At 70.1% G+C, this 16388-nt stretch carries 17 protein-coding genes and 1 tRNA gene; 15 read left to right on the forward strand and 3 right to left on the reverse strand.

Annotation, left to right across the window (positions count from 1 at the left end; translation table 11 throughout):
- Positions 1-5 precede the first annotated feature (5 nt).
- The 5 genes from HAV39_RS28315 to HAV39_RS28335 all read left to right on the forward strand — a co-directional run bounded on the left by HAV39_RS28315 (position 6) and on the right by HAV39_RS28335 (position 5059).
- Positions 6-896, forward strand: a complete 891-nt coding sequence (locus HAV39_RS28315) for an LLM class flavin-dependent oxidoreductase (RefSeq protein WP_191842226.1) — start codon at positions 6-8, stop codon at positions 894-896.
- Positions 897-1026: 130 nt separating this feature from the next.
- Positions 1027-2493, forward strand: coding sequence for a pyruvate kinase (gene pyk, locus HAV39_RS28320; protein ID WP_191842227.1), 1467 nt, complete (start codon positions 1027-1029; stop codon positions 2491-2493).
- Between the two features lie 48 nt (positions 2494-2541).
- On the forward strand, positions 2542-3420 hold the full coding sequence (locus HAV39_RS28325) for an acyl-CoA thioesterase (protein ID WP_191842228.1): 879 nt from the start codon (positions 2542-2544) through the stop codon (positions 3418-3420).
- Between the two features lie 179 nt (positions 3421-3599).
- Entirely contained in the window at positions 3600-4037 is a 438-nt protein-coding gene (locus HAV39_RS28330; protein ID WP_191842229.1) for an RrF2 family transcriptional regulator, read from the forward strand.
- A 119-nt stretch (positions 4038-4156) separates the two neighbouring features.
- Complete coding sequence (locus tag HAV39_RS28335) at positions 4157-5059, forward strand: sulfite exporter TauE/SafE family protein (protein WP_191842230.1); 903 nt, start codon at positions 4157-4159, stop codon at positions 5057-5059.
- A 126-nt stretch (positions 5060-5185) separates the two neighbouring features.
- Here the strand turns inward: HAV39_RS28335 and HAV39_RS42900 are convergent, their stop codons facing one another.
- The 3 genes from HAV39_RS42900 to HAV39_RS28345 all read right to left on the reverse strand — a co-directional run bounded on the left by HAV39_RS42900 (position 5186) and on the right by HAV39_RS28345 (position 6046).
- Positions 5186-5557 carry a hypothetical protein gene (locus HAV39_RS42900; RefSeq protein WP_239120128.1) on the reverse strand — a complete coding sequence of 124 codons (372 nt, stop codon included), beginning with the start codon at positions 5555-5557 and terminating at the stop codon, positions 5186-5188.
- Positions 5554-5928: a helix-turn-helix domain containing protein gene (locus HAV39_RS42905; RefSeq protein ID WP_239120126.1), complete on the reverse strand. Its 375-nt coding sequence runs from the start codon at positions 5926-5928 to the stop codon at positions 5554-5556. Before HAV39_RS42905 ends, HAV39_RS42900 begins: the two co-directional genes overlap by 4 nt.
- Positions 5929-5959: 31 nt before the next feature.
- Positions 5960-6046 (reverse strand) — tRNA-Leu (locus HAV39_RS28345).
- Between the two features lie 74 nt (positions 6047-6120).
- On the opposite strand from HAV39_RS28345, the gene HAV39_RS28350 reads away from it, so the two are divergent.
- From HAV39_RS28350 to HAV39_RS28395, 10 genes are all read left to right on the forward strand, one after another.
- Positions 6121-6732, forward strand: coding sequence for an ANTAR domain-containing response regulator (locus HAV39_RS28350; protein WP_120316038.1), 612 nt, complete (start codon positions 6121-6123; stop codon positions 6730-6732).
- Between the two features lie 66 nt (positions 6733-6798).
- Positions 6799-7968 carry a hypothetical protein gene (locus HAV39_RS28355; protein WP_191842231.1) on the forward strand — a complete coding sequence of 390 codons (1170 nt, stop codon included), beginning with the start codon at positions 6799-6801 and terminating at the stop codon, positions 7966-7968.
- A gap of 200 nt (positions 7969-8168) precedes the next feature.
- Positions 8169-9332 carry a branched-chain amino acid ABC transporter substrate-binding protein gene (locus tag HAV39_RS28360; protein WP_191842232.1) on the forward strand — a complete coding sequence of 388 codons (1164 nt, stop codon included), beginning with the start codon at positions 8169-8171 and terminating at the stop codon, positions 9330-9332.
- Between the two features lie 102 nt (positions 9333-9434).
- Positions 9435-10385, forward strand: a complete 951-nt coding sequence (locus HAV39_RS28365; protein ID WP_191842233.1) for a branched-chain amino acid ABC transporter permease — start codon at positions 9435-9437, stop codon at positions 10383-10385.
- Positions 10382-11584, forward strand: a complete 1203-nt coding sequence (locus HAV39_RS28370) for a branched-chain amino acid ABC transporter permease (RefSeq protein ID WP_191842234.1) — start codon at positions 10382-10384, stop codon at positions 11582-11584. The genes HAV39_RS28365 and HAV39_RS28370 overlap by 4 nt, the downstream gene beginning before the upstream one ends.
- On the forward strand, positions 11577-12356 hold the full coding sequence (locus HAV39_RS28375) for an ABC transporter ATP-binding protein (protein WP_203736067.1): 780 nt from the start codon (positions 11577-11579) through the stop codon (positions 12354-12356). Before HAV39_RS28370 ends, HAV39_RS28375 begins: the two co-directional genes overlap by 8 nt.
- Entirely contained in the window at positions 12346-13056 is a 711-nt protein-coding gene (locus HAV39_RS28380; RefSeq protein ID WP_191842236.1) for an ABC transporter ATP-binding protein, read from the forward strand. The genes HAV39_RS28375 and HAV39_RS28380 overlap by 11 nt, the downstream gene beginning before the upstream one ends.
- 166 nt (positions 13057-13222) lie before the next feature.
- Positions 13223-14107, forward strand: a complete 885-nt coding sequence (locus HAV39_RS28385) for an ABC transporter substrate-binding protein (protein ID WP_191842237.1) — start codon at positions 13223-13225, stop codon at positions 14105-14107.
- A gap of 3 nt (positions 14108-14110) precedes the next feature.
- Entirely contained in the window at positions 14111-15088 is a 978-nt protein-coding gene (locus tag HAV39_RS28390; RefSeq protein ID WP_191842238.1) for an amino acid ABC transporter permease, read from the forward strand.
- 93 nt (positions 15089-15181) lie between these two features.
- Positions 15182-15994: an amino acid ABC transporter ATP-binding protein gene (locus HAV39_RS28395; protein WP_308440842.1), complete on the forward strand. Its 813-nt coding sequence runs from the start codon at positions 15182-15184 to the stop codon at positions 15992-15994.
- Positions 15995-16388 lie beyond the last annotated feature (394 nt).

Below are 16388 nucleotides of genomic sequence, written 5' to 3' on the forward strand. Positions count from 1 at the left end.
GAGCAATGCGAGTCTCCGCGTTGATCCTGCCTGTGTACCCCTGGCGCGAAGGCCGCCACATCTGGCGGGAGGCCGAGGACCTCGGGTTCCACGCCGCCTACACCTACGACCACCTGTCCTGGCGTACGTTCCGCGACGGCCCCTGGTTCGGTGCGGTGCCGACGCTCACCGCCGCGGCCGGGGTCACCGAGCGGCTGCGGCTGGGCACCATGGTCACCTCGCCGAACTTCCGGCACCCGGTCACCCTCGCCAAGGACGTGATGACCCTCGACGACGTGTCCGACGGGCGCGTCACGATCGGCATCGGCGCGGGCGGGATCGGGTTCGACGCGTCGGTGCTGGGCCAGGCGCCGTGGTCCACCGCCGAGCGCACCGAGCGCTTCGAGGAGTTCGTGCCGCTGCTCGACCGGCTGCTCACCGACGGCGACACCACCCACCACGGCAAGCACTACTCGGCGTACGAGGCCCGCATGCTGCCCGGCTGCGTCCAGCGGCCGCGGGTGCCGCTCGCGGTCGCGGCCACCGGCCCGCGCGGGCTCGCGCTGGCGGCCCGGCACGGGCAGGCCTGGATCACCACCGGTCCGGCCCGCAAGGGCGACGAGACCGACCCTGAGCTGCTGCCCGGCATCATCGCCGGCCAGCTCGACGGGCTGGCGCGGGCGTGCGCGGCGGAGGGCCGGGACCCGGCGGAACTGTCGCATATCCTGCTCACCGGCTTCACCCGGGAGCAGCCGCTGGCTTCGGTGCAGGCGTTCGTCGACTTCGCGGCCCGCTACGCCGCGCTCGGCATCGACGAGATCGTCGTGCACCGCCCCGTCCCGGGCACCTGTTTCGACCCCGGCCAGGGCGTTTACGAGCAGCTGCCGGCCGCGGTGGCGGCGGCGTTCGGCGGCTGAACGGACGTAGCGAACGTCCCGTTTCCGCCGACTGAACGATCGGTCAGTCTCTCCCGTGTATCCGGGATTTGTCGAGACGGTGACGCCCCGTTGCAACCTAGGTCACATCAGAGGACTAGGCTTGCCCGTCGTGACACGCCGCGCAAAGATCGTCTGTACTCTCGGACCTGCCACCTGGTCCCCCGAGCGCCTCCGCGGGCTCGTCGAGGCCGGGATGGACGTCGCCCGCATGAACTTCAGCCACGGCTCCCACGCCGACCACGAGCAGGCCTACCTGCGGGTCCGTGAGGTGTCGGCCGCCACCGGCAAGGCTGTGGCGACGCTGGCCGACCTGCAGGGTCCGAAGATCAGACTTGGTAAGTTCGCGGACGGCCCCCACGAGTGGCGTACCGGTGACAGTGTTGTCATCACCAGCGACGACATCCTTGGCACGGCCGACCGGGTCTCCTGCACCTATCGGAAGCTGCCGGCCGAGGTCAAGGCCGGCGACCGCCTGCTCATCGACGACGGCAAGGTCGCCGTCGAGGTGACGGCCGTGACCGGACCGGACATCCGCTGCCTCGTCATCGAGGGCGGGCCGGTCTCCAACAACAAGGGCGTCTCACTGCCGAACGTGGCCGTGTCGGTGCCCGCCATGTCCGAGAAGGACGCCGAGGACCTGCGCTTCGCGCTGGCGCTGGGGGTCGACCTCATCGCGCTGTCGTTCGTGCGCTCGCCCGAGGACATCAAGCTGGTCCACGCGATCATGCACGAGATGGGCATCGTCCGCCCGGTCATCGCGAAGATCGAGAAGCCCGAGGCGGTCGACAACCTCGAGGCCATCGTGGACGCCTTCGACGGCCTCATGGTCGCCCGCGGCGACCTCGGCGTCGAGCTCCCGCTCGACCAGGTCCCCCTGGTGCAGAAGCGGGCCGTCCAGCTCGGACGCGAGTACGCCAAGCCGGTCATCGTGGCCACGCAGATGCTCGACTCCATGATCGAGAACTCGCGGCCCACCCGCGCCGAGGCCTCCGACGTCGCCAACGCCGTGCTCGACGGCGCGGACGCGGTGATGCTGTCGGGTGAGACCAGCGTCGGCAAGTACCCGGTGCTGACCGTCAGCACCATGGCGAAGATCATCACGACCACCGAGGCCGGGCAGATCGCCGTGCCGCGGCTGCAGCACGACCCGCGGACCCGCGGCGGCGCGCTCACCGTGGCGGCCTCGCAGATCGCCCGCGCCGTCGGCGCGAAGGCGCTGGTCGCGTTCACCGTCACCGGCGACACCGTGCACCGGCTCGCCCGCCTGCACTGCGAACTGCCGCTGCTGGCCTTCACCCCCGAACCCGCGGTGCGCGACCAGCTCGCGCTCGCCTGGGGCGTGGAGACCTTCCTGATGCCGTTCGTGCACCACACCGACGACATGTTCCGCCAGGTCGACGAGCGCCTGCTCAGCCTCGGCCGGGCCAACGTCGGCGACTACGTGGTGGTCGTCGCGGGCAGCCCGCCCGGCACCCCCGGCTCCACCAACACCCTGCGCGTGCACCAGCTCGGCTCGCTGGCCATGCCGCAGACCCTGGCCCAGGCGGCCCAGGCGGCCCAGCCGGCCCAGAGCTAGGGTGAGCGCGACGCCGAGCGACGCTCGGCCCGCGCGAACGGAAGTGACATGAGCGAGCCCATCACCGGCCAGGCCGCCGTGGACAGCCTGGTCGAGCTGCTGGACCTGGCCCCGGTCGACGATCTCGTCTTCCGGGGCCAGAACCCGCCGATCGGGCCGCCCCGCGTCTACGGCGGCCAGGTCGCCGCGCAGGCCCTGGTCGCCGCCGGGCGCACCGTCGAAACGTCGCGCCACGTGCACTCGCTGCACGGCTACTTCGTCCGCGCCGGCAACATGGCCGAGCCGATCGACTACCACGTGGAGAAGATCCGCGACGGGCGCTCGTTCTCGGTGCGCCGCTCGGTGGCGATGCAGCGGGGCAAGCCGATCTTCCTGATGTCCGCCTCGTTCCAGGTGCGCGAGGAGGGGCTGGACCACCACGATCCGGCCCCGGTGGACGTGCCCGGCCCCGACGAGCTGCCGACCATGACCGCCCGGCTGACGCCGTACCCGGAGCGCCTGGGCATCTGGAAGATCCTGCCCCGCCCCATGGACGTGCGCTACGTCAACGAGCCCGGCTGGGTGCGCCCCGGCAAGCGGGTCGCCAACGACCTGCAGCGGGTGTGGATGCGCCTGGACGGCAAGCTGCCCGACGACCCGCTCCTGCACGCCTGCGCCCTGACCTACCTCTCCGACCTGACCCTGCTCGACGCGGTCCTGTCGGTGCACGGCGAGGTCTGGGGCCCCGGTGGCGTCATCGGCGCCAGCCTCGACCACGCCCTCTGGTTCCACCGCCCCTTCCGCGCCGACGAGTGGTTCCTCTACGACTGCTCCAGCCCCTCCGCCTCGGGCTCCCGCGGCCTCGCCACCGGCCGCATGTTCACCCGCGACGGCCGCCACATAGCCACCGCCTCCCAAGAAGGCCTCCTCCGCCCCGTCGGCGCCTGACCCCCGCCCTCCCCTCCCCACCTTCCGGCGGCGATCTTGCGTGAACTGCGGGTACGACACGCCCAAAACGGGCAAAAGGTCAATGGCTCGCGCAAGATCGTCGTGATCACGGGTGGGGTGGGTCACGGGGTGGGGTCGGTTCGGGTGGGGGAGTGATCAGTTCGGGCGATAATCGGGGCATGCGACTGTCCGCCCGTGTCGATTACGCCCTGCGCGCCGTGATCGAGCTCGCCTCCGGGGGCGACGGCCCGGTCACCTCGGAGCGGATTGCCCGCGCGCAGGAGATCCCGCCGAAGTTCTGCGAGAGCATCCTGCTGCAGCTGCGCCGCGGCGGCATCGTGTTCGCCCAGCGCGGGCCGGAGGGCGGCTACTGGCTGGCCCGGCCCGCGGAACAGATCTCCCTGGTCGAGGTCGTCGAGGTCATCGACGGGCCGCTCGGCTCGCCCCGGGCCGCGCAGGCCGACGTCCCGCTGGGTGCGGCGCAGGCGCTGCAGCAGGTGTGGACGGCGGTGGAGGAGTCGGAGCGGGCGATCCTGACCCAGGTCACCATCGCGCACGTCATCGCCGGTGTGCTGCCGGAGCCCGTCGCCGTCCGGCTGCCGCTGGCCGCCTCCTGACGATTCCGGACAGCCCCGCCCCACCAGTTTTTTCGACGACGCGTCTTGCCTTCCCTACCTTTCCTATTAAACTGATCGGAAATACCAAGAAGCTCGGGATCAGGTAGGGGGCGACCGCCGTGCGGAAACTGCTGGTCATGGCGTTGGTGGGGCTCGCCGCCCAGCTCGTCGACGGCTCCCTGGGCATGGCATACGGCGTCACCTCCAGCACCCTGCTCCTCATCGCCGGCATCTCCCCGGCCGCCGCCTCCGCCTCCGTACACCTCGCCGAAGTCGGCACCACCCTCGCCTCGGGCATCTCCCACTGGCGCTTCGGCAACGTCGACTGGCGCGTCGTACGCAACATCGCCCTGCCCGGCGCCGTCGGAGCCTTCGCCGGAGCCACCGTCCTGAGCAGCATCTCCACCGAATCCGCCATCCCGTGGACGGCCGGCATCCTGCTCGCGCTCGGCGCATACCTGCTGTTCCGCTTCGCCCGCCCGCTGCGGCCCACCCGGCCCCGCAACCTGCCCCGCCGCTTCCTTGCCCCCCTCGGGCTGTTCGCCGGCTTCATCGACGCCACCGGCGGGGGAGGGTGGGGCCCCGTCGCCACGCCGACGCTGCTCGCCTCCGGCAGCATGGAGCCCCGCAAAGTCATCGGCTCCGTCGGCACCTCCGAGTTCGTCGTCGCCGGCGCCGCCAGCGTCGGCTTCCTGCTCGGCCTCGGCTCCGAAGGCTTCGTGCTGCCGACCGTCGCCGCGCTGCTCGCCGGCGGCGTCATCGCCGCGCCGATCGCCGCCTGGCTGGTCCGCCACGTGCCCGCCCAGCTGCTCGGCGCGTTCGTGGGCGGGCTCATCGTGCTCGTCAACACGCGCAGCCTGCTGCGGGTGTTCAAGGTCGAACCCGAGCTCGGGCCGTACGCCTACCCGCTCGCGGCGGTGCTCTGGGCCGTCGCCATCGGCTTCTCGGTGAGCGCCTGGCGGCGCGCCCGCGCAGCGCAGCCCGCCGTCACCGCCGAGCCGGAGCTCGTGCCGGCGGCCTGAGCAGCGCCAGCCGGCCCGCGCCGACCATTCCGGCGGTCGGTCGCGGGCTGGATTCCTAGGATGATGTACGCGGCGTGCCGGTGACCACGGGAGACAGGGCGGGCCTGCAGGGCGGACCGGCAGCGGTCAGGACTTCGGGCCGACGTGCTCGTCGAGCAGGGCGACGGCGTCGCGGCGGGCCACCGACAGCGAGTTGCGGCGGTTCAGCCGCCAGGCCACGCCGAGCAGGTCCAGCGCCCAGCCGCACAGGGCGAGGATGTCCGCGGACTCGTTGGCGAACAGGTAGCGGGGATACTCGTAGGTCCGGCCGGCCTTGGTGATCCGGTTGAGCACGCGGCATCCGTCCGAGTGGAACAGTCCGCGAAGGAACATCCCGGGGGCGCCGCCGACGACGGCGCGCTGCCAGGGTTCGAGTTCGATCTTCCGCTTGTGCTTCTTGCCCGCGCCAGCCTGCGGGAAGAGGCACGGCCAGTGTTTCGAGTAGCTCTGCAGGCTCACGCATCCCTTCTGCCGGATGCGTTGGACGCGATTCGCCAGTGTGGCGAGCATCGCCATTCTGCCTGGTCCAGGAGGGCGGTGTAGGTCGCCGTGCAGTAGATCCGCAGCACCGGAACCTTCGCGGAGGTGACGAGGTGGCCGTTGCCGAGATAGAGGCCAAGCAGGTAGGAGTACTGCTCATGGTCTGCCGGCGCGGAGTCGCGGCATCGAAAGCACCGGTCCTCGGTGAACTGGCTGTCTGGAGCTCCATCGTCGCGGCACCACGTGCGCACCGTCTGATAGGGGAGGCCGAGGCGGGCGGCGATCGAGCTGATCGACGACCCGTCACGGTGCTCGAGCCGAGCCTGACGGCGAATGGCGAGGGGGTGCACAATGGTCGATTATCGAACAACTGTACGACATTGGTGCCGGGAACGGGATTCGAACCCGCATGCCCTTTCGGGCAATCGTGTTTGAGACGATCGCGTCAGCCTGTTGCGCCATCCCGGCGAGCTTGGGTCATGGTACCCGACTAGGCTGCCGGGTAGGCAAACGGCATTCGTGGTGTGGGGGTTGTGGTTCCGGTGACCGAGAAGCAGGCTGGTGTCGTGCGCAAGCGCGTGCTGATCGCGGAGGACGAGGCGCTGATCAGGCTGGACCTGGCCGAGATGCTCGGCGAGGAGGGCTACGACGTGGTCGGCGAGGCCGGTGACGGCGAGACCGCGGTGAAGCTGGCCGAGGAGTTGCACCCCGACCTGTGCATCCTGGACATCAAGATGCCGATCATGGATGGCCTGGCCGCCGCGGAGCGGATCGCCGGCGCGCGCATCGCCCCGGTGATCATCCTGACCGCGTTCAGCCAGCGCGACCTGGTCGAGCGGGCCCGTGCCGCGGGCGCGATGGCATACCTGGTCAAGCCGTTCCAGCAGAGTGACCTGGTGCCGGCCATCGAGATCGCGCTGTCCCGGTTCGCCGAGGTGGCGGCTCTGGAGGCCGAGGTCGCCGGGTTGAACGACCGGCTGGAGACCCGCAAGGCCGTGGAGCGGGCCAAGGGCGCGCTGATGACGCAGTACGGCATGAACGAGCCGCAGGCGTTCAAGTGGATCCAGCGCACCGCGATGGATCACCGCCTGACGATGCGCGAGGTCGCCGAGCGGATCATCGTCGAGGCGGCGGCCGCGGAGTCGGCCGAGTAAGCAGCTCAGGGGCGTGCGCCGCGGCTGGGGTCAGCGCGGTCGCGGCGGCGCGCCTACGATCGGGCCATGCTGTCCGGTCGTCGCACGGTCGCGCTGCTGCTCCTGGTCGCTCTGGCGGGCGGGTGCACCGCCGCCGCGCCGTCCCCGATGCCCGCACCCGAGCTGCGCCCGTCGTGGCGCGAGCTGACGCTGCCGGCGCCGGCCGGTCCGGCGGGCCGGCTGGTGCTGCGGGACGCGACGGTCTGCGACGGCCGGTGGTACGTGTCGGGGGCGCTCGCCGATCCGGCCGGAGTCACCCGGCCCGCGGTCTGGACCAGCGCGGACGGGCAGACCTGGCGGTCGCTGGAGTTCCTGGGCACGAGTTACTACGGCGAGCGGGCCGTGATCTACGCGCTGGGCTGCCGCGGCGACCGGATCGCGATGCTGGGGGCGCGTAGCGGCGGCGCGCACGGCAACCCGCGGGTGACCCAGTGGTACGGCGGGCCGGACGGCCCGCTGCACGAGGTGATCGCCGGGTTCCAGCTGTACGGGGGTCCGGACGCGGTGAACACGGCCCGGCTGGCCGGCGGCCCGCTGGGCTGGGCGATCGCGGGTAACCGGCTGGCGGGGGCGGCGGTGTGGCTGTCGCCGGATGCGACCGGGTTCGGCATCCGCGAGGGTCTGCCGGAGCTGGCGGGCGACGCCCGTGGCGAGACGATGGCGTACGACGTGCTGCCGGTGTCCGGCGGCTGGCTGATGGTCGGGGCGCTGAGCCCCGCGGATCGCATCGACCGCGACGCGATGGCGTGGACCTCGCCGGACGGCGAGCGCTGGACCCGCCTGCCCGCCCCGGCGTCGCCGGCGTACGAGCAGTTCGACCGGGTGGCCGTGGTGGCCGGGACGCCTCATGCGGTGGGGTTGCGCGGGGACCGGTTCGGGGCGTGGCGGCTGGCGGACGGCGGGTGGGCGGACGCGGGTGCGTTCGGGTCGACCCGGCCGGGGCCGGTGGCGTGGGTGGCCGGTGTGGCGGTCGCGGACGCGGGCCTGCTGGCTGCCGTCTCGGATGGCGAGATGTACCGGTTGTGGCTCATGTCACCCGATCAGGGCTGGGTGTCGGTGGCAACGCCTGCTCCGCTGCGCGCGGCCGGGGTGTCCGCCGCGGGGGTCGCCGGGGCGGGCGGGCGGGTTCTGGTGATCGCCGACGATGGGTCCGGGGCGCACCTGTGGATCACGGACCTGTCGGCGAAGCATGGATGATACTCGCAGGTCACCGGGGGGTACGCCCGAATGGCGCTGCTCACGTAACGGTTGGGTCAACCCTTAGGCGAGGTCTTACCGATCCGGGTGTGAGTGGGATAACGTCCCAGGCCAGATCGTGGTTCACGATCTGTTCCGGTCTTGCTGCGCGCACAGTGGCGGCGGCGGGTCCGGATCTCGGATGGAGGAGGGTTCTAGCCTTGAGGCAACGACTCGCGCGGGTGCTCGGAGGCGTCGCCATTCTGGCGCTCGTCGCCGGTGGCGCCGCTGCATGCAAGAAGGAAGAGCCGGCGACCAATGGTGGCAGCACCGTTTCGGGTCTGAAGATCGGTTTCTTCGGCGCCCTCACCGGTGACGCCGCCGGTCTCGTGACGCCGGGCAAGAACGGCGCCGAGCTGGCGATCGCCGAGTACAACGCGGCCAACCCCGGCGCCAACGTCACCCTGGTGCCCTTCGACTCGCAGGGCTCCGGCGACAAGGCCGCCCCGCTGGCGACCGCCGCCGTCGCCGACGAGAAGATCATCGGTGTGGTCGGCCCGGCGTTCTCGGGTGAGTCCGAGGTCGCCAACCCGATCTTCGAGAAGGCCGGCCTGCCGATCATCACGCAGTCCGCCACCCGCCCGAGCCTGAACAGCAAGGGCTGGAAGATCTTCCACCGTGGCGTCGGCAACGACCTGTCGCAGGGCCCGGCCATCGGCCGCTACCTGAAGGACGTCGCCAAGGCGGAGAAGGTCTACCTCGTCGACGACCAGTCCGCGTACGGCACCGGCCTGCGTGACGAGGTCGAGAAGATCCTCGGCGCCGCTGTCGTCGGCAAGAACAAGGTCACCGAGAAGCAGGTCGAGTTCGGCCCGGTCGTGACGGCTGTCAAGAACAGCGGCGCGACGGCGGTGTTCTACGGCGGTTACACCCCGGAGGCGGCCCCGTTCCTGAAGCAGCTGCGTGCCGGCGGCTTCAAGGGCACCTTCATCGGTGGCGACGGCCTCTACGACGCCAACATGCTGAGCGTGACCGGCAAGGCTGACGTCGAGGGCGCGGTCGTGACCTGCCCGTGTGGCCCGGCCACCGCGGCCAAGGGCAACTTCGTGGCCGACTTCAAGGCCAAGTTCGGCACCGACCCGGGCGTGTACGCCGACGTGGCGTACGACCTGACCAAGGTGTTCCTGGAGGGCTTCAAGGCCGGCAAGACCACCCGCGCCGACATGCAGGCGTTCCTGGGCACCTACAACGGGGTCGGCTCCGCCACCGGTGTGACCTACAAGTGGGAGTCCAACGGCGAGCTCGACCCGGCGCAGGTCTCGATCTGGGCGTTCGTCGCCAAGGACGGCGCCTGGGCGAACCCGACCCAGCTCCCGAAGAGCTGATCTTTCCCGATCGGCACGTGATTCGCAGTTGATACCCGGTGCGGCCGGAGGTTCCCCCTTCCGGCCGCACCCGGCTTTTCAGAAACCCTTTCGGGAGCCCCCGTGAATTTCGATGACCTGATCCAGGGTTTCCCTGATCTGACCACCACCGGATTGGCCCAAGGGTCGATCTACGCGCTGGTGGCGCTCGGGTACACCCTGGTCTACGGCGTCTTGCGTTTGATCAACTTCGCCCACTCCGAGGTCTTCATGTTCGGCACCTTCGCCGCGCTGTGGACCTGGGGACTGATGGGCTACGACAGCAACTCGACCCGCCCGGACCTGGGCACGGCACTGTTGCTGGTCCTCGTCTCGCTGGTGGTCGCCTCACTGTTCTCCGGTGGTGTGGCGATGGTGGTCGAGGCGGTGGCCTATCGGCCGCTGCGCAAACGCAACGCTCCACCCCTCGTCTTCCTGATCAGCGCCATCGGCGCGTCGTTCGTGCTGGCCGAGCTGATGGGCGCCTTCACCGAGCGCCGCCAGCAGGGCATTCCCGGTCTGCTGCCGGGTGAGCCGCTGTTCTCGGCCGGCGGCTGGACCGTCTACCCGCTGCAGCTGATGACCTTCGTGGTCGCGCTGGCCGTCATGTTCGGCCTCGACTGGTTCGTGTCCAAGACCCGGTTCGGCCGGGGTATCCGCGCCGTCGCGCAGGACGCCGACACCGCCGCCCTGATGGGTGTGAACAAGGGCCGGGTGATCGCGCTCGTGTTCCTGCTCGGTGGCCTGCTGGCCGGCGTCGCCGCGGTCTTCTACAGCATGAAGCAGGGCAACACGCGGTTCAACGTGGGCTTCCTGATCGGCCTCAAGGCGTTCTCGGCCGCGGTGCTCGGCGGTATCGGCAACCTGCGCGGCGCGCTGCTCGGCGGCCTGCTGCTGGGTCTCGTCGAGTCCTACGGCGCGGCGCTGTTCGGCTCGAACTGGACCAACGTCATCGCCTTCGTGGTGCTGCTCGTCCTGCTGATGTTCCGCCCCACCGGTCTGCTGGGAGAATCGCTGGGGAGGGCCCGCGCATGACGACCGAGACTGTCAAGAAGCAGCGCTGGAAGCTGAACCTGCGGGACCGCTTCCAGGACCTGCCCAAGCCGGCCCGGATCGCCGCCATGGTGGTCTTCGTGGTGCTGCTGTACCTGCTGCCGACGAAGGCGTTCTACGAGAACCTGGGCTTCCCGATCCCGATGGGCAGCGGCTACCTGCCGTTCTACACGACCGGTTCGGACATGGCCGGTGTGCTGTTCCAGTGCGGGTACTACATCCTGCTGGCGCTGGGCCTGAACGTGGTGCTCGGTTACGCCGGTCTGCTCGACCTCGGCTTCTTCGGCTTCTTCGCGGTCGGCGCGTACACCGTGGCGCTGCTGACGTCGCCGGAGAGCAAGCTGATCACCGAGTACAACTGGCTGGAGAGCCCGTGGCCGTGGCTGGTGACGGTGCCGATCGCGATCGCCCTGGCAATGCTGTCGGGTGTGCTGCTGGGCTGGCCGACGCTGCGGCTCCGGGGTGACTACCTGGCGATCGTGACGCTGGGCTTCGCCGAGATCATCCGGATCGTGGCGAAGAACCAGGACTGGATCCTCAACGGCGACCGGGGCATCCCGAGCGTCGGGCACCCGCCGGGCACCTACGCCGACGGTGAGCCGATCTTCGAGCTGGAGTTCAAGCCGTACTACTGGCTCGTGCTGACGGTGATCATCGTGGTCATCTTCCTGATCCGGAACCTGGCCAACAGCCGGGTGGGCCGGGCGTGGGTGGCGATCCGCGAGGACGAGGACGCGGCCGAGCTGATGGGCGTGCCCACGTTCAAGTTCAAGCTGTGGGCGTTCGCGATCGGCGCGGCGATCGGCGGCCTGTCCGGGTCGCTGTGGGCGGGCCAGGCGAACTTCGTCAACTCGGCGACGTTCAGCCTGGAGAACTCGATCCTGGTGCTGGCGGCGGTGCTGCTGGGCGGCGCGGGCAGCATCGGCGGCGCGATCCTGGGCGGCTTCATCGTGATCTACCTGCCGGAGTGGCTGCGCTCGGTCGGTGACGTGTTCGGCTGGCCGACGCAGGTCACGGTGGGCGGCATCCACATCGACGTCAGCCCGACGTCGCTGCGGTTCGTGATCTTCGGTGCGCTGCTCATCGTCGTGATGATCTACCGCCCTCAGGGCCTGTGGCCCAACCGTCGCCGTGCGGCGGAGCTCAAGGACCGGCAGAAGGAGGTGGCCCCCGTTGAGTGAGCGTAAAGCTCTGCTGGAGGTCGACAACGTCACGCTGCGCTTCGGCGGCGTGGTCGCGCTGAACCAGGTCGACTTCACCCTCTACGAGGGCGAGATCCTCGGTCTGATCGGCCCGAACGGCGCCGGCAAGACCACCTGCTTCAACGCGATGACGGGCGTGTACCTGCCGACCGAGGGCCAGATCCGGTTCAGGGGCGAGCAGGTCAGCGGCAAGAAGCGCAACCAGATCACGAAGATGGGCATGGCCCGGACGTTCCAGAACATCCGTCTCTTCCCGGAGATGACGGCGCTGGAGAACGTCCTGGTCGGCGCGGACGCGCACAACACCACCAGCGTGCCGACGGCGCTGCTGCGGCTGCCCAAGCACTGGCGCGAGGAGCGCCAGAGCAAGGCGCGGGCGCTGGAGCTGCTGTCCTTCGTGGGCATCACGGGTCGCAGCGACGACCTGGCCCGCAACCTGTCCTACGGTGACCAGCGGCGGCTGGAGATCGCCCGCGCGCTGGCCACCAACCCCGCGCTGCTGTGCCTGGACGAGCCGGCTGCCGGCTTCAACCCGGCCGAGAAGGTGGCGCTGCTCGAGCTGATCAAGAAGATCCGCGACTCGGGCGTGACCGTGCTGCTCATCGAGCACGACATGCGACTGGTCATGGGTGTGACGGACCGGATCGTCGTGCTCGAGTTCGGCAGGAAGATCGCTGAGGGGACTCCCGAGGAAGTGCGGGACAACCCGAAGGTGGTCGCGGCGTACCTGGGAGTTCCCGATGCTGCTTGAGATCGATGACATCACGCTGCACTACGGGCGGATCCAGGCACTGCACGGCATCAGCCTGCACGTCAACGAGGGTGAGGTCGTCGCGCTGATCGGCGCCAACGGCGCCGGCAAGTCGACGATCATGCGGGCCATCTCGGGCCTGCGGGCGGTGTCCTCCGGGGCGATCCGCTTCAACGGTGAGGACATCAGCAAGGTCCGGGCGGACCTGCGGGTGGCCCGCGGCATCTGCCAGGCGCCGGAGGGCCGGGGCGTGTTCCCGGGCATGACGGTGCAGGAGAACCTGGAGATGGGCGCGTACATCCGGCGCGACAGCGCCGCGATCGCGCAGGACATGGAGCGGGTCTTCGGCCTGTTCCCGCGCCTGCTCGAGCGGCGCAAGCAGGCCGGCGGCACGCTGTCCGGCGGTGAGCAGCAGATGCTCGCGGTGGGCCGGGCGCTGATGGCGCGGCCGAAGCTGCTGCTGCTCGACGAGCCGTCGATGGGTCTCGCTCCGATGATCATCCAGCAGATCTTCACGATCATCACGGAGATCAACCAGCAGGGCACCACGGTGCTGCTGGTGGAGCAGAACGCCCAGCAGGCCCTGTCCCGGGCGCACCGGGCGTACGTGCTGGAGACCGGCAACATCGTCAAGGAGGGCACGGGCGCCGACCTGCTGCACGACCCGGCGGTGAAGGCGGCCTACCTCGGCGTGGCCTGATCGCCGATCGGCTGACGGGCGGCCCGTCGCACGCGTCCCCCGGGACGTGCGCGGCGGGCCGCCCGCCTTTGCGCCGGGTGCTGTCGGCAGGGCGATATGGCCGGGTTCAGACCAGGATGTGGCTCACTTTGCGTTACCGTGAAGCATCACACGGTACGCAAAGGGGATGGATGTGCTCAAGAGACTGATTCCGGTCGGGGCGTTCGCGCTCGCGCTGGCCGCGGGCGGTTGCGGCGGTGGCGAGCCGTCCGGGTCCCCGAGCGCCGGACCCAGCGTGTCGGCCAACCCGACACTGGCGGCGATGGTGCCCGACGCCATCAAGTCGGACGGCAAGATCCTGGTGGGCGTCGACGCGACGTACGCCCCGAACGAGTTCCTCGCCCCCGACGGCTCCACCGTGGTCGGCTTCGACGTCGACCTGTTCAAGGCCGTCGCGCAGACCCTCGGGCTGACCGCCGAGTTCCAGCCGGCCACCTTCGGCGACATCATCCCGGGCGTGGGGTCCGGCAAGTACGAGGTCGGCGTCTCCTCGTTCACCGTCAACGACGAGCGCAAGAAGCAGGCGCAGATGGTGACCTACTTCAGCGCCGGCACCCAGTGGGCGACCAAGACGGGCAACCCGGCCGGCATCAACCCCGACGACCCGTGCGGCAAGCGCATCGCGGTGCAGAAGGACACGGTGCAGTTCGAGGACATCACCAAGCGCTCCGAGGCGTGCGTCGCCGCGGGCAAGCCCGCCGTGACCATCCAGCCCTACGCGGGCCAGGACCAGGTCGCCAGCTCCGTGGTGTCCGGCAAGGACGACGCCATGCTCGCCGACTCGCCGGTCGCGGCGTACGCGGTCAAGCAGTCCAACGGCCAGCTGGAGCTGCTCGGCAACATCTACGACTCGGCTCCCTACGGCTACGTGGTCGCCAAGGACCAGGTCGAGATGGCCAAGGCGCTGCAGGCCGCGGTCGACGAGCTGATCAAGAACGGGTCGTACGAGCAGATCCTCGCCAACTGGGGCGTGCAGGCGGGCGCCGTGCCCAGCGCGCAGATCAACCCGTAGGCCATGACCGTCCCGGACACGTCGGCGAGCCCGGTGCCGCGGGAGGCCGAACCGATCAAGGCCATCCCGGTCCGGCACCCGGGGCGGTGGGTCGCGATCGCCGTGATCGCGGTGCTGGCGGCGATGTTCGTGCACCTGCTGGTCACGAACAAGGCCTTCAACTGGCCGTTCATGTTCGAGAACATGTTCCGGCCGCCGGTGATCCGAGGCCTGGTCGGCACCGTCACCATCACTGTCCTGGCGATGATCATCGGGGTGCTGCTGGGCATCGTGGTCGCGGTCGCGCGGCTGTCGAACAACCCGATCCTGCGCGGCACCTCGTGGGTGTACACCTGGTTCTTCCGGGCCGTGCCCCGGTACGTGCTGCTGATCGTCATGGGCAACCTGGGCATCCTGTGGCCGCGCCTGGAGATCGGGGTCCCGTTCGACACGTACCTCGGCAAGCTGTTCGGGCTGGAGAACGCGCACTGGCGGGTGTTCGGCATCGAGACCCGCGAGCTGCTGGTCGGCTTCTGGGTGGGGGTGCTGGGTCTGGCGCTGTCGGAGGCCGCGTACATGGCCGAGATCGTGCGGGCCGGCATGCTGTCGGTCGACCCGGGCCAGGACGAGGCCGCCACCGCGCTGGGCATGAGCCGCGGCCAGGCCCTGCGGCGCGTGGTGCTGCCGCAGGCCATGCGGGTGATCATCCCGCCCACCGGCAACGAGACCATCGCGATGCTCAAGGACACCTCGCTGCTCATCGCGGTGCCGGTCACCGCGGAGCTGTTCTTCCAGCTGTCGGCCATCGGCAACCGCACCTTCCAGGTGTTCCCGATGCTGGTCGCGGCGATCCTGTGGTACCTGTTCCTGGTCAGCATCCTGCTGGTGGGCCAGTATTTCCTGGAGAAGCGCTTCTCCCGTGGCTACGGCCGCGCCGCCCAGGCGAAGATGAAGCTCGAAGGCCTGGCCGCCGAGCACGGTGCGAACCCGGAGCTGCCATGAGCGAGCGCAGCGAGTTCATCAGGGGGATTCACGCCCGTGGCGGCGCCTCGCGCAGCGTGGTGACGCCATGAGCGAGCGCGGCGAGGAGGAGGCATGAGCACACCCGCGCGTCACCGTGCGCCGGACGATGCGCCGTCCGCGGGCGCCGAGCCCATGGTCCGGGCCGAGAACGTGCACAAGGCGTTCGGGCACGTCAAGGTGCTGCGCGGCATCGACGTCACGGTGCCGCGCGGCAACGTGTGCGTGGTGCTGGGCCCGTCCGGCTCGGGCAAGTCGACGTTCCTGCGCTGCATCAACCACCTGGAGAAGATCGACGCCGGTCGCATCTGGGTGGACGGCAAGCTCGTCGGCTACCAGCAGAAGGGCGACAAGCTCTACGAGCTGCACGACAAGGCGGTCGCCGCGCAGCGGCGCGAGATCGGCATGGTGTTCCAGCGGTTCAACCTGTTCCCGCACATGTGCGCGCTGGAGAACGTGATGGAGGCCCCGACGATGGTCAAGGGGCAGAGCAAGGCGGAGGCGCGGCGGCGCGGGATCGAGCTGCTGGACCGGGTCGGCCTGGCCGACAAGGCGCGCAACTACCCGTCGCAGCTGTCCGGCGGCCAGCAGCAGCGGGTGGCCATCGCCCGCGCCCTGGCGATGGACCCCAAGCTGATGCTGTTCGACGAGCCCACCAGCGCCCTGGACCCCGAACTGGTCGGCGACGTCCTGGACGCCATGAAGGACCTGGCCCGCTCCGGCATGACCATGGTCGTGGTCACCCACGAGATCGGCTTCGCCCGCGAGGTCGGCGACCAGCTCATCTTCATGGACGAGGGCGTGGTCGTCGAATCCGGCGCCCCCCGCGAAGTCCTCACCAACCCCCGACACCCCCGCACCCGCGACTTCCTCAGCAAAGTCCTCTGACCGGCCACCCGCCCCCGGGTTGATCATGAACTTATGGACGTGTTCGGCGGCGTGTCCGTACCCCGGCACCGTGATCGGCGTGGCCTCGGTGGCGCACCACGGTGGGCGGTTCTCGCGGCGGCGGAGACCGAGTAGGTGCGTCACCCGCTGGTGCGCAAGTACGGCGTCCTCGGCCGCACCACCCTCACGGGCGCCGGATCCACCGCGGCGCGAACGGCACCGTCGGCGTCCGCATCACCGAACCGGCCGTCCCACCCGTGCGCTGATCACGCTGCCCGGGCCGTGATCACGGTGCCAAGGTGGCGACACGCCGTCGAACACGTCCATAGGTTCATGATCGGCGGGGCGGGGCGGGGCGGGGCGGGGCAGGGCGCGGCGCCGGTGCAGCCGGCGG

The organism is Catellatospora chokoriensis, from assembly GCF_011297315.1.
Taxonomy (GTDB): Bacteria; Actinomycetota; Actinomycetes; order Mycobacteriales; family Micromonosporaceae; genus Catellatospora; species Catellatospora citrea.